Origin of the sequence: Pseudoalteromonas sp. NSLLW24 (assembly GCF_015864725.1) — a bacterium.
GTDB lineage: Bacteria > Pseudomonadota > Gammaproteobacteria > Enterobacterales > Alteromonadaceae > Pseudoalteromonas > Pseudoalteromonas arctica.
In genome coordinates this window covers 50,947-64,537 of record NZ_JADYWQ010000009.1, presented here as the reverse complement: position 1 = coordinate 64,537, position 13,591 = coordinate 50,947, and the positions used below count along the sequence as shown (strand labels likewise).

Annotated in this window: 12 protein-coding genes and 1 other RNA gene; 7 read left to right on the top strand and 6 right to left on the bottom strand. The window is 39.1% G+C overall.

The features are described 5' to 3' along the window. Positions 1 to 21: 21 nt before the first annotated feature. Positions 22 to 480, bottom strand: a complete 459-nt coding sequence (gene mraZ, locus I6E72_RS11195) for a division/cell wall cluster transcriptional repressor MraZ (RefSeq protein WP_007582904.1) — start codon at positions 478 to 480, stop codon at positions 22 to 24. A 496-nt stretch (positions 481 to 976) separates the two neighbouring features. Here mraZ and I6E72_RS11190 point away from each other — a divergent pair, with 496 nt between their 5' ends. The 3 genes from I6E72_RS11190 to I6E72_RS11180 are packed head-to-tail and all read left to right on the top strand — an operon-like array spanning position 977 to position 2,021. After that, complete coding sequence (locus I6E72_RS11190) at positions 977 to 1,315, top strand: hypothetical protein (RefSeq protein WP_010554292.1); 339 nt, start codon at positions 977 to 979, stop codon at positions 1,313 to 1,315. A gap of 6 nt (positions 1,316 to 1,321) precedes the next feature. Continuing rightward, positions 1,322 to 1,768: a hypothetical protein gene (locus tag I6E72_RS11185; RefSeq protein ID WP_024590208.1), complete on the top strand. Its 447-nt coding sequence runs from the start codon at positions 1,322 to 1,324 to the stop codon at positions 1,766 to 1,768. Positions 1,769 to 1,778: 10 nt separating this feature from the next. After that, a complete protein-coding gene (locus I6E72_RS11180) occupies positions 1,779 to 2,021 on the top strand; it encodes a hypothetical protein (protein WP_024590207.1) in 243 nt (80 codons plus the stop codon). A 3-nt stretch (positions 2,022 to 2,024) separates the two neighbouring features. On the opposite strand, the gene I6E72_RS11175 is transcribed toward I6E72_RS11180, so the two are convergent. Both I6E72_RS11175 and I6E72_RS11170 read right to left on the bottom strand, forming a co-directional pair. After that, on the bottom strand, positions 2,025 to 2,999 hold the full coding sequence (locus I6E72_RS11175) for a glutathione S-transferase family protein (RefSeq protein ID WP_197112316.1): 975 nt from the start codon (positions 2,997 to 2,999) through the stop codon (positions 2,025 to 2,027). Between the two features lie 21 nt (positions 3,000 to 3,020). After that, positions 3,021 to 3,863 carry a pirin family protein gene (locus I6E72_RS11170; protein ID WP_197112314.1) on the bottom strand — a complete coding sequence of 281 codons (843 nt, stop codon included), beginning with the start codon at positions 3,861 to 3,863 and terminating at the stop codon, positions 3,021 to 3,023. 201 nt (positions 3,864 to 4,064) lie between these two features. Here I6E72_RS11170 and I6E72_RS11165 point away from each other — a divergent pair, with 201 nt between their 5' ends. Further along, positions 4,065 to 7,169, top strand: a complete 3,105-nt coding sequence (locus I6E72_RS11165; protein WP_197112312.1) for a bifunctional diguanylate cyclase/phosphodiesterase — start codon at positions 4,065 to 4,067, stop codon at positions 7,167 to 7,169. A gap of 88 nt (positions 7,170 to 7,257) precedes the next feature. Continuing rightward, positions 7,258 to 8,145, top strand: a complete 888-nt coding sequence (locus I6E72_RS11160; RefSeq protein WP_197112310.1) for a LysR family transcriptional regulator — start codon at positions 7,258 to 7,260, stop codon at positions 8,143 to 8,145. A gap of 3 nt (positions 8,146 to 8,148) precedes the next feature. Here the strand turns inward: I6E72_RS11160 and I6E72_RS11155 are convergent, their stop codons facing one another. Next, positions 8,149 to 9,102 carry a YihY/virulence factor BrkB family protein gene (locus I6E72_RS11155; RefSeq protein ID WP_197112308.1) on the bottom strand — a complete coding sequence of 318 codons (954 nt, stop codon included), beginning with the start codon at positions 9,100 to 9,102 and terminating at the stop codon, positions 8,149 to 8,151. A gap of 117 nt (positions 9,103 to 9,219) precedes the next feature. Here I6E72_RS11155 and I6E72_RS11150 point away from each other — a divergent pair, with 117 nt between their 5' ends. After that, positions 9,220 to 10,299, top strand: coding sequence for a mechanosensitive ion channel family protein (locus I6E72_RS11150; RefSeq protein ID WP_197112306.1), 1,080 nt, complete (start codon positions 9,220 to 9,222; stop codon positions 10,297 to 10,299). A 74-nt stretch (positions 10,300 to 10,373) separates the two neighbouring features. On the opposite strand, the gene rnpB is transcribed toward I6E72_RS11150, so the two are convergent. Beyond that, an RNA gene (gene rnpB, locus I6E72_RS11145) (RNase P RNA component class A) lies at positions 10,374 to 10,737 on the bottom strand. A gap of 41 nt (positions 10,738 to 10,778) precedes the next feature. Then, positions 10,779 to 11,636 (bottom strand): 16S rRNA (cytidine(1402)-2'-O)-methyltransferase, encoded by an 858-nt coding sequence (gene rsmI / locus I6E72_RS11140; RefSeq protein ID WP_010554279.1) that lies wholly within the window; start codon positions 11,634 to 11,636, stop codon positions 10,779 to 10,781. Positions 11,637 to 11,697: 61 nt separating this feature from the next. Between rsmI and I6E72_RS11135 the strand changes: the two genes are divergently transcribed. Then, positions 11,698 to 13,575, top strand: coding sequence for a penicillin-binding protein activator (locus I6E72_RS11135; RefSeq protein ID WP_197112304.1), 1,878 nt, complete (start codon positions 11,698 to 11,700; stop codon positions 13,573 to 13,575). Positions 13,576 to 13,591: the final 16 nt, after the last annotated feature.

The window sequence follows — 13,591 nt, the reverse complement described above, 5'->3', positions numbered from 1 at the left end:
TATTTGCCTTTTTTTGTGCTGTTAGAGTGTAAAATTATCTAAATCTTGGTTAGGTTCAAAATCGCCAAGCCTTTCAAGCTCAGTATCTTGCTGCATTTGCTCGTGCCAACGCGCCTCATCCCAAATTTCAAATTTATTCATCAAACCAACTAGCATGATTTTTTTGCCAAGTGATGCATGAGCCCTCAGTGACGGCGCAAGCAAAATTCGACCATTTTTATCAAGTTGATATTCAGTAGCATTCCCGAGCAACATACGCTGCATTCGACGGGCTCGTGGGTTCATATTGGAGATTTTAGCTAAACGGCTTTCTATTTCGAGCCACTCAGCCAGCGGATACAACCATAAACACGGCTCATTTAATGCGACGGTACAAATAACCGTTCCCTGATCTTCAGACAATAGAGATTCTCGGTACTTAGTCGGTACCGCAAAACGCCCCTTATCATCCAAACTCAGTGAACTCGCGCCACGAAACATAAAAAACCTACTTTAAAATTGTTTTATTCAACTTTTGTTTATTTTTATCCAGTGTGATCCACTAAAAACCACTTTTTACCACAGTGCTCCAGTTTAGGGCTTGACAAGCCATTTTGTCAAGTAAGCTGACCAGCTTTAGTAAGTCCCAAAGCTAGAAAAAATAAGGGCTCAAGCGAAGCGTTTGAATTACGTGGGAAAAAGTGGGATTGTGATGAAAAAAATATTTATTCTGTTTTTTATAACTTTCTGTTTACACGCTTTGCTTACTGAATAACCAATGAATATTTACAACTTTTTAAGCATTTTTACTCCCTTTGTAAAATTTACCTAACCGTGTAGTAATAGTTACTGTTTGCTTTAAATTACCAAATACGAAAAGTTATATACAAACAACAAAAACAAACAAACTCAATAACTTAAAATAAATAACAGTTTTGGTTTAATCATTGCATCATCTAAATCACTATTTAAATTTTTAACTTATTAAGGATTGATTATGGCTACTGCAACAAATACGAAACCAAACACAACTTCAGATGTTAAGCCTGACGTTAAACTAACAAATACTGAATCACCTCTTACAGAGAAAGCAACATCAGCGGCGCACGATGCTGTAGATGCACTTTCTAGCAAAGCAGCAACAGCTGAAAGCAGTGTTCGTAAAGGCGCTTCGAGTTCAGCAGAAGCACTAAGCGAAAAACAGCTTATTGCACGCGAAAAGTTAAGTGAATGTACAGCTAAAACCCGTGCATTTGCTTCTGAAAATCCATTAGCAACCGCGGGTATTGCTTTTGCTGCGGGTATGCTGATTACATCACTATTTCGTCGTAAGTAATCAGTGATGAATAACCCACAAACAAGCGCAGCCAAGGATGGTGAAGCGCAAAACCAAACAACTGAGCAGCAGAGCCAAAAGGACGATTGGCAAGATCATATTGCAAAGCTTTTAGAGTACTCTAAGCAGCTCAAGGATGATTACCAAACTCAAGGAAAGATCACCCATCAGCTTGCTAAAGCTGAATGGCGGTTATCGCTTAGATCGCTTGCATTGATCACTATATTTTTAGGCTGTTTTGCCAGTGGTTTGGTTTTGTTGTGGGCAGGATTTCTAGGTGCTGTTGGATACGGTGTATATGATCTTTTTGGGTCAGTATGGCTAAGTATTGCAACAGCTACTTTGCTGCAAGTTGCTTGTTTAGCATGGCTTTGGAAAAATACGGTTTACCTAAGCAATAAAATTGGCTTTAGTAAAACACTTAAAAGCTTAAAACAACTGTTTAACTTATAAGGAAATTACTATGTTAGTTAACTACTTAATTAAAGCACCTAATGAAAACGTTGATGCTCTGAGTAAGCAAACGGATACGCGCAGTGAGTTAAAACGCCAACATCATGCAGCGTTTCAATATAGACTAAAGCGTTTTGCCGCAACTAAAGTGGGACTAACAAGTGCCTTTTTAGCCGGTGCAGCTGTACAAGCAGGGAAAGGCGAAACCAGCTTGGTAAGAAAATACGGCTGGCTTGTTAGGCTGTTTGCTTAAACGTTAAACATTTCTACCGTGATCAGATAAGTAACCAACACTTGGGCCACTTGGCACAACTTGTGTTGGATTGATCATTGTATGGCTAAAATAGTAATGACGTTTAATGTGATAAAAATCAACTGTCTGTGCTACTCCCTTAACCTGGTATAGCTCTCTGAGGTATCCGCTCAGTGCAGGATAGCTTTCAATTGTCCGCAAATTACATTTAAAGTGGCCAACATACACACTATCAAACCGAATGAGCGTGGTGAATAATCGCCAATCTGCTTCTGTGAGGTTATCCCCTGTTAAATACCGCTGTTTGCTCAGTATCCCCTCTACTGTATCGAGTGCTTTAAATACATCGTTAAACGCCTCTTCATACGCATCTTGAGTTGTAGCAAAGCCCGTACGATAAACACCATTATTTATACTTGGATAAATCAACGCGTTTAATTCATCAATTTTTGGTTGCAGCGCCTCAGGGTAGTAGTCATCGTTATTACCTGTTAATTCATTAAACGCACTATTGAACATACGTATAATATCGGCAGACTCATTACTGACAATTTTATTGAGCTTTTTATCCCACAATACGGGAACGGTTACTCGCCCGGAGTACTTTGGGTTATTTTTTGTATAAACTTGATGTAAGTAGTTACTATTAAATAAAGCATCGCCAGTACTGTGGTTTTGCGTATCAAAAGCCCAACCACTATCAAGCATGTCAGGGCTAACAACCGACACCGTAATTAAATCTTGTAACCCTTTTAGCGCTCTAAATATAAGCGTTCGATGCGCCCAAGGACACGCAAGTGACACATATAAATGATACCTGTTCGCTTGAGCTTTAAAACCGGCCTCGCCCGTTATTCCAGCGCTACCATCTGCAGTGATCCAGTGACGTAACTGCGCTGTTTCGCGTTCAAACTTACCGTTACTTGAATCGGTGTCGTACCATTTATCTTGCCATTGGCCGTTAACTAATAATCCCATAAAACTCTCCTAAAAATACCGTTAAATTTTGCCAAACTCGCCGTTTTGATAATCACGCACTGCTTGCTGTACTTCAGCTTGCGTCGTCATTACAAACGGCCCCATATGGGCAATCGGCTGATTAAGGGGATCGCCGGCTAAAACCAAAACACCAGCGCCGTGCTCAGATCTAATATTGATGTCACTGCCTGGTTCCAAAATAAGTAACTTGCCCGCTGGTATTGTTTGATTGTCGCTCGTTATTAGTGAGCCGCTATGAATATAAAGCATTACTTTTTGTTGGCTAAGAGGCTCTAAATAAATGCTTTTACCAGCAGGTAATGTAATATCAGCGAGCGCCGCATTGGCAGCTAAACTTTGCAGAGCGCTTGTAAGCGTTTCACTTTCGAACTGCCACGTTCCCGCAAGTGCTTTTAACGTCACACCTTGCGTATTTGTAAAACTCGGAGCTGGGTTTTTAGTCGTATCTTGATAACGTGAATCACGCATTTTTTCTGCGCTTGGCATGTTGATCCAAATTTGAAAGCCATGCAGTCCATCTACAGCATCCGCGAGTGGCATTTCACTGTGCATGACGCCGCGCCCTGTACTCATCCATTGCACATCGCCTGCTTTAATTGCTTCTCTGTTACCCATTTGGTCACGATGTTCAAAGCCACCTTTCAGAATATAAGTAAACGTTTCAATACCTCGGTGCGGATGCTCAGGAAAGCCTCCCATATAATCTTTTTTGTCGTCTGACTTAAGTTCATCAATCATTAAAAATGGATCTAAATATTTACCATCAAACCCAGGTATACGGCTAATGCTCACACCATCGCCATCTTGAGTTGCATAAGCTGTAAGTATTTTTGATATTTTCATTTTTTAATTCACTCTAAAGAATAAGTTTATGAGGTTATTAAATCATTCATTAAACAAAACAACTATGTCTTTAAATCGACCTTAACATTCCAAAAAATAGAACTATAATGATTCATTGGTTACATTTTCAACCTTATAATTACTATGGTTATTTGGAGTGAATTTGGCTACAATTGTTATTGCAAAATACAAAACTAAGGAATGGTTATTTTTACTTATTCTCTCAAACATCAGCTTTATCGTTTACTTATATTGCTAAGTATTCCGGGCACCGCTGTAATTATTTTTACACTGCTGCTTGAACGCGATCACTCTATTGAGCAAAGCGAAAAAAAAGTAGAAAATATTGCTAAGCAATTAATTTTACAGCAAAAGCACTTAGTCGATGATATTGACCGTTTAGCGCGTTATTTGGCTAAAGAGGAAAGTAAGAAAGAAAATCTAGCAACGACCTGCCCTAATTATTTTAATCAATTTAGATCTATTTACGCACATGTTGCCAATATCGGGATTATAGATCCAAATGGCATTGTTATATGTACAACAAGCGGGTTAGCCAAAACAATTAATATTGCCGATCGGGCGTATTTCCAAAACGCCTTAAAAAGTAACCAATTGTCGGTAGGTTATTTTCAGCACGACCGAAGTCTGCAAAAAAACACCCTTAATTTTGCGTTACCTATTATTAATAAAAAAAATGTAATTCAGGGCGTTGTAGTTATCGTTGTTGCGCTTGACTGGTGGAACAATGCTTTTAATGACATTGAACTTCCGCCAGGCTCTATTGCTGCAATTGCTGATTCTAACGGAAAAATTTTAGCGCGTTATCCACCTACAACGGCCGCGCTTGGCGATAATATTGCACAGACTTTATTAGCAACTGATTCTTCGATTAATAATGAGGCATCAACAAAAATAAAATCTATTGAAGGTGAAGCCCGAATGCTTCACCACTCTGTTATTTACAGCGATCCGAGTAATAACAGCTTAAATATACATATCGCACTTCCTGTTACGCATGCTTTAAAGCAAATAAATAATAATTTTTTTATAGCGATTGGTGTGTTTATTTTATCGCTGCTGATACTGTCTTTAATTGCACGTAAACTACTTAAAACCAGCATTATTGACCCAATTAATAATCTAACAAATGCAACAAACGTATTGGCTAAGGGCGAGATGCCCTCACAAAAAATACAACCCAATAATCCAGAGCTAAATACTCTCTATCAGCGTTTTAAATCAATGGCGCAAACTCGGTTAACAGCTGAAGCTAATTTAAAAAACAAGCATGATGAGCTTACTAGCTTGCTTAATACTCTGCCCGATAGTTACGTTAGAATTAACATCCATGGCGATATTCTCAACATAACAGGACAGTTTAAGCCTCAAGTAAATCCTAACAGCACTGTAGTACCTCATTTATCATCAATACTTTCACACAGCAATGTTCAGCTTTTGTTATCGCAGTTATCTAAACTTGATGTTTCGAGTAATTTAGAATTCACACTCGAAAAATCAGATCCTAAACGCAGCTTTGAAGCACGTATTAGCGCAATGCAAAGTAAAAATGAATACGTTGTTGTACTACGAGATATAACACAACGAAAAGTAAATGAAGAAGCACTCCACCTTGCCTCACTAGTGTATAACAACAGTAGTGAAGGCATGGCAATCACCGATCCAACGGGTATCATATTTGATGTAAATCCTGCATTTTGCAAAACGACTTTATATAGTAAAGAAGAAGTAATTGGCCGGTCCTCTTCAATTCTTTCATCAGGAAAACATGATAAGAATTTTTACAATAAAATGTGGTCTGAATTACAGCAAACAGGCCGCTGGCAAGGCGAGGTTATTAACCGTAAAAAAAACGGGCAGCTTTATTCTGAGTGGCTCACAATCGATACTATTTATGATACAAACAACGCACCTATTCGTCGTATCGCGATATTCACAGACCTCACAGAAAAAAAACAAGCTGATGAAACCATTTGGCGACAAGCTCATTTTGATCACCTAACTGACTTACCAAATCGTTTAGAATTAAAGGAGCGATTAAATCAACGATTTTCAAATGTTGTTACTCCAGATAATCAATTGGTTGTCATGCTTTTAGATATTGATCACTTTAAAGATATTAATGACACATTAGGCCATCACTATGGCGATAACTTATTAAAACTCGTATCTCAGCGTATAGTCCAGTCGGCAAAAAACGCTGAGTTTGTGGCACGAATTGGGGGAGATGAGTTTGTTATTGTATTTAGTCACATTAAAAGTACGCGCCATATTAATCAAATTGCGAGTAATATTTTACTTAGTCTATCGTCAGCTTTGCATCTTGAAAACGAAGAGTTATTTATTAGTGCAAGCATAGGCATTGCTTGCGCTCCTAATGATGGTGAAAATACTGAACAGCTTTTAAAGGCAGCCGATCAGGCTATGTATAAAGCAAAAAGTAATGGTCGCAACTGTTTTGAGTTTTTCTCTGCTGACATGCGCGAATATGCACACGCGCGCATGGTGCTATTAAAAGACTTACGAAGTGCCATAGAACTTGAACAGTTTGAGTTATTTTATCAGCCCATAGTTGCTTTAAATGATTTACATATTCATAAAGCTGAAGCGCTTATTCGTTGGCAACATCCCGAAAAAGGCCTAATTAGCCCTATCGCATTTATCCCACTTGCTGAAGAAACCAGGCAAATAAATGCAATTGGTCAATTTGTATTTGCCCAAGCTTTGCAAACACTTAACGATATAAAAACACTAACCGATGATACTTTTCAAATAAGTGTAAATGTATCGCCAGTGCAATTATCCACGCCAGAGAGTGGCATAGATGAATGGTACGATATGCTAAAAGCAGCAAAACTACCTGCTTCGTCAATTGTCGCAGAAATAACTGAAGGCTTAATGGTTAATCCTGAAGCACTTACGCAAAGACGCCTAAAAGAAATAGTAAAATCAGGAATGCAGCTTGCTCTTGATGATTTTGGTACCGGGTATTCGTCGCTCGCTTACTTACAAGAAATGGACACCGACTATTTAAAAATAGATAAACGTTTTGTTGATAATATTCAAATAGGCAGCCAAGAACTTGCATTGTGTGAAGCCATCATTGTTATGGCGCATCAGTTGGGCTTAAAAGTAATCGCCGAAGGAATTGAAACTAAATTACAAATGCAGCTACTACTTGAAGCAGGATGCGATTACGGTCAAGGTTATTTATTTTCAAGACCTTTAAATAAAAGCAGTTTTATGGCACTTCTAGCTGATAAAAAAGTAGCTTTATTAAAATAAATAGACAAAAATCACTGTTACGCAATAAATAATGCGTCTGCGCGGTCAAGTTAAGCAATCAGATATAAAGTAGTAACAGGATTTAAAAATGGCAAAAGCAACATTAGAGCAATGGCGAATGTTTAAAGCGGTTGTGGATCATGGCGGGTTTGCAGGCGCAAGCGCAGCTGTACATAAAAGTCAGTCAACCGTACACCATGCTGTGCAAAAACTTGAAGCCGCCTTGCAAATTAAGTTGCTTGAAGTAAAAGGCCGTAAAGCATTTTTAACCGATAGCGGTAAGCTGATTTTACGCAGAGCCGAGTTTTTAATTGAAGAAGCGACTAAAATAGAATCGGTAGCAAGTACACTAAGCGAAGGCGTGGAAAGCACATTAAAAATAGCTGTTGATGAGGTTTTTCCACACGCTATTTTATATCAAGCACTTGCTAAAACGAGTGAGCTTTACCCTCTTTTAAAAATTGATTTAGTAGAAAGCGTGCTAACCGGTGCAAACGAATTATTACATAACTCAGTGGTTGATTTAGCCATTTCGTCAATTCCTATCTATGGAATTAGTTGCAGTACGTTATGCGATATAGAATTTATAGCGGTTGCGCATAAAGACCATGTATTACAACAACATACTGAACAACTCAACTTTCGTGATTTAAAGCTACATAGACAAATAGTAGTGCGCGATTCAGCAACCTACACCAGTCACAATGAAGGCTGGCTAGGTGCAGATATGCGCTGGACAGTAAGCCACTTACGCAACTCCATTGATATGGTTAGTCAAAATTTAGGTTACGCTTGGCTGCCAAAAACACAAATTGCACACTTAATTGAAGATCAAACCCTCATTGCACTTAATTTAGATCAAGGGACTACTCGTACTCTTAATTTATATTTAATGTGCAACGACAACGACAGGCTTGGTCCTGCAGCACAAGAATTTAAAGAGCAAATTACTGCACTTACTAATTTAACTAATTAATAGCTATTCATTTTTTACATCGAGGTGATCTGCTACATAGGCGCCTCGCTGCCCACGCTCTTTAGCCGGCCCTACAGTGCTATCTTTACCTGTTTGCTGCTCAGTAGCTGCATTAATAACAGCACCTAATGTGATTATATAAGCGCTGATATACAACCACATCAACATGATCACTACACCACCTAGTGAGCCATACGTTTCGTTATAACTAGAAAAACGCGACACATAAAAAGAAAAACCTATAGATGCCAAAATCCACAGCACGGTAGCAATAGACGACCCCATTGTGATCCAACGCCATTTAGCAGGTTTACGATGTGGGGCATAACGATATAAAAGTACCAATGCAAAATTAAAGGTAAAAGCCAATAATGGCCAAGAAATGAGTTTAATTAATAAATCTATACTTTCTTTTAGTCCCACTAAATTAAGTACAATAGGTAAAATACCAATAATTAATAGCGCAAAAATTGCGACTATAATCGCTCCTACCGAAAATAAAAAACGCACTAGTTGAGCCTGAAAAAATGAGCGTTTTTCATACTCACGATAACTAATATTACATGCAGTAATAAGTGCTTGACTGCCCTTTGAGCTACTCCAAATAGTAAGTATGAGTGTACCAATTGCACTTAAGCTCAAGCTTGCACTTGATGTTTTAGCTAGGCTAGAAACCTGAGATAAAATCAGTTCACTAGTGCTTGGTGGAAGCAAAGTAACTATTTTACTTAAGTGCTCACTAATATCTGTTGGGGATGAAAAGTACGCATACACTGATACCATCGCCGCAATGGCTGGAAAAATAGCAAGTAACGCATAAAATGCCACACCGGCTGCCACTATAGATAAGTTATCTTCACTCATTTGCTTAAAAATACGTTTAACAATATCCCACCAACCTATAAAAGGGATATGTGCAGGCTGCTCTGCTTGCTGTCCTCGTTTAGCTTCTTTCATTCTAAACCTCAATATTTGTATTACGTTACTACAGCAAAATATTTGCCAAGTTATAAGCGTTTGGTACCAAACTTGCTAATATTTATCTATAAATGACTCTAACACGGAAGATAAGCCATGCTCGGTACCCTAAAAAGCAGTGTAGCGCTAAATAATACAACACCAATAACTGACGTGATCAAAGTTGATACACTTTCGTGGAATTTCTTTTATGAGCAAGGCGTGCAATTACTTCACGTAACAGCGCAAATATTACCCACTCTTTTACTCGGCATAATGCTTTTAGTACTCAGTTACTTAATTTCAGGACCACTTTCTAGATTACTAATCAAACCCATTGACTATATGACTGACAGCAAGCTTGTTCACTTAGTCATAAGGCGCAGCATAAGCACCCTAATAATTTTATTTGGGGTATATTTATTTTTACGTTTAGCAGGGCTTACTCAGTTTGCTGTTGCTATTATGAGTGGGACTGGGTTAATAGGTTTAATACTCGGCTTTGCTTTTAGAGACATAGCAGAGAACTTTATTGCTAGTTTATTACTGAGCGTACAAAGACCTTTTAAAATTGACGATGTAATTGAAGTGGATGGCCGATTAGGTATTGTTAAAAAAGTAACCGCAAGAGCAACCACGCTTGTTGATTACGATGGCAATCATATTCAAATACCCAATGCGACTGTATATAAAAATACCATTAAAAACCTGACTGCCAATCCAAAAATGCGCGGCAAAGTAGAAATTGGTATTGGCTACGATAACGATATCCGCAGCGCACAAACCCTCGCCCTCGATATTGCCAATCAACAAAATGCAGTACTTAGCGACCCACCCGCGCAGGTTTTAATAAAAAACTTAGGCTCATCTACTATTAACTTCATTTTGTATTTTTGGGTTAATAGCGAGCAGCACAGTCCATTAAAAGTAGCCTCCCAGCTTATGCGCGAATTAGTCAATGAGTTCACAAAACAAAACATCAGCATGCCTGATGACGCACGAGAGAGAATTATACTCACCGACCCTAATGAAAATGCTTCTAGTTTAGAGGAAAAACAACCATCGCAAATACAAAACGAAAAGAATGAAACTGTTGATCAAACTAAAACGCTTGATGATGTAAGCAGTGATACCGACGAAATACGTGAACAAGCAGAGCAATCTCGCGATCCAGAACAAGGGAAAAATATTATTTAATAATACTTAAATTTTATTAACTAAAATTTAAACACAAAAAAGCCCGCAGCGTTAACTGCGGGCTTTTTATTGAATGAGTGAGTCAGCCTATAAGCCGGGTTTTGTCCTTTCCGAAGAAAGTGATAATCATTCGTCTAGGCCATAAATCGCTCTATGGCTCAAGCAACCTACCCGGTTCCAACGTGGGCCACGCCATAAGGAACCCTATTTGGTCTTGCTCCGAGTGGAGTTTACCTTGCAACCGACTATTACTAGCGGCCCGGTGCGCTCTTACCGCACCCTTTCACCCTTACCAATCGAGATTGGCGGTCTCCTCTCTGCTGCACTTGTCGTGGGCTCACGCCCCCCAGCCGTTAGCTGGCACTCTGCCCTATGGAGCCCGGACTTTCCTCCCCCTGATCATTTTAGTCACAGGCAGCGATCATCTTGGCTGACTCGGCGCGCAGTATACATGAGGCTAATACCAAGCGCAGTAAAATTTACTCTTTTTCTTCAATAATTGTTTTGTATAAAGCGTTTTTCTTCATTCCAAAGTATTCAGCAACAACGCCACAGGCTTTTTTCATTGGCATTTCGCTTTCAAGAAGTGCCAGCATTTTGCGCGCTTCAGGCGGAACATCGTCTATTTGCTTTGGTTTGCCCGGAAGCATAAGCACTATTTCGCCGCGCTGCTTGGTAGGATCATCAGTTAAAAACTGTTTAAGCTCACTTACACTACCATTAAAAAATGTTTCAAAGGTTTTGGTTAGCTCTTTAGCAAACACAACTTGCTGCTCATCACCAAGGGCTAGTGCTAAATCATCAAGGCTTGCCATAATACGGTGCGTACTTTCGTACATTATGCTGGTAATACCTGAGTTAACAGCTTCGGTAAAAAAGTCTTGGCGAGCTTTACTTTTAGCTGGCGTAAAACCAATAAACTGAAAGCGGTCGGTTGGTAAGCCTGAACAACACACGGCTGTAATTGCAGCACATGCACCTGGAACAGGTGTAACATGAGCGCCTTGTTCACGACATAGATTTACAACAGCGTAGCCTGGATCACTAATTAGCGGTGTACCAGCGTCAGATACTAAAGCAATATTTAAACCTTGATTAAGTTGATCAATAATTTGTTGTGCTTTTTGCTTTTCGTTGTGGTCGTGTAATGCAAACGTTTTTGCCTTAATACCAAAGTGGCTAAGTAGCTTGCCGGTATGGCGAGTGTCTTCAGCAGCTATTAAGTCAACTTGCGATAATGTCGCAATGGCACGGTGACTTAAGTCGTCATAATTGCCAATTGGGGTGGCAACAATGTAAAGAGTGCCAATTTTCTGTGAATTCTCCTCATTTAACATTGAGGTCTCCTGCGTCAGTCAGTAATATAAGCAAATCGCGTTAACGTATTGGGAAATCATTGTGCGACTTAAACTAGTTAGTCTATTAATTATATTGTCAGGGTTATCGGCGTGTAGCACAACCGAAAAACCAACTAAAAACAGCGATAACGTAAGTAACCGCACTAATGCACTGCAAAATCAGGCAACCAGTGCGCAATCCATCTATCAATTGGCGCAAAACCGCCAAGGTGCCGATAAAATACAGTTATTGTATAGCGCCCGTGATGCAGCAATTAGTGAGCAAAACTGGCCTTTATTGGAGATAATTGGTAATGAGCTTGAATTAACCGCAAGTGTTGATCAAATCCAGAACCGTCTTTATATTGCATTTGCACAAAAACAACAGAATAAAAATGATCAAGCTTTGGTTATTTTACAGTCGCTAGACGGACAACTGACTCAACCTGAGCATTTTGCTTGGCATCAGTTTTTAACGGCCAGCATTTACGCATCGCAAAATTTTCCTAAAAAAGCTGCCCCCTACTTTTTTAGAGCCTCTGAAACAGCAACAAAAAATAATATAGAAATCCCTCAACTTAATCAAAATTTGTGGGATAACTTAAAGCAACTTTCTTCTTACGCGCTTGAACGCTTTAACCGTGGTTCGGTTATTCAGCAAGGGTGGGCTAACCTAGCGTTATATCATCAAGTATATGCAAGTAGTGGCGTAGAGTTAGATCAAGCGATCAACAATTGGCGCAGACGCTATATTGGGCATCCGGCTTTTACTGTATTACCTGAACAAGATGAAATGCTTACTGAACTTGCTCCTATCAATATAGAGCGCTTAGTTGTGTTATTTCCACAATCGGGCCCTAACGAACGTTTAGGTGATGCCCTTAAAGCTGGCGTATTAGCTGCACTTGATACGCAAAATATCAACGACACTATTTTTATTGATGAAAACTTAAGTACAGAAGAAATTGCAGCACAACTTGAAGAAATAAAGCCTGACTTTGTAATTGGTCCTCTACTTAAAGCAAATATTGATAAACTTGCCAATGCACAAACTTTTATTGATACTCCGGTACTACATTTAAACACCTTTGATGGTGAGCGAATTTCGCTTCAGCATTATTACTTTGCACTAAACCCTGAGCACGAAGTACAACAAGCCTTAGAACACTTTTTAACTAAGGGCTATCAGAAACCTATGTTGCTTGCACCAAATAACGCAAATGGCCAACGCTTGGTTGATTACTTTAACTTACAGTGGCAACGCTATAGCGAAACCAAGCCGCAAATAGGTTTTTATAACGATAAAAAAGATATGCCTAATACAATTACCAGCTTGTTAGAAGTTGATAAATCAAAAGAGCGCATAAAAACGATTAAAGCACTATTTAAACAGGAAGTAGAAAACGAAACCCGTTCGCGTAGTGATATAGACGTTATTTATATTTTGGGTGATGCAATAGAAACACGCTTAATTAAACCTTACCTTGATGTAAACGTAAGTACATTTGCAGATCGTATTCCACTTTATGCCAGCTCTAAAAGTCATAGTAAACAAATTGACAGTACTGACAAAGGCGACTTAGACGGCCTATACTTCACTGAATTGCCGTGGATGCTCGATTCGCAAATTAAACAACATAACTTACGCCAGCAGTATGATTCGTTATGGCCAGAGCAAGTAGATATTAGCCAGCGCTTATTTGCAATGGCGTACGATGCTGTATCAATATTACATGACATCAGGCAGTTAAGCGTAATGCCAGGCAATCAATATAGTGGTTTAAGCGGTAAGTTATCTGTTAATACCAACGGCCATATAGAACGCACGCTCGACTGGGCTCAATATACAAACCGTCGCATTAAGCCTGTGCAATTAGAAACACAACGCCCTGTACCATTGTTTATGCAATCAGCGGGTGACATACAAACTATCAATTAAACTTAATTAAGGGGGC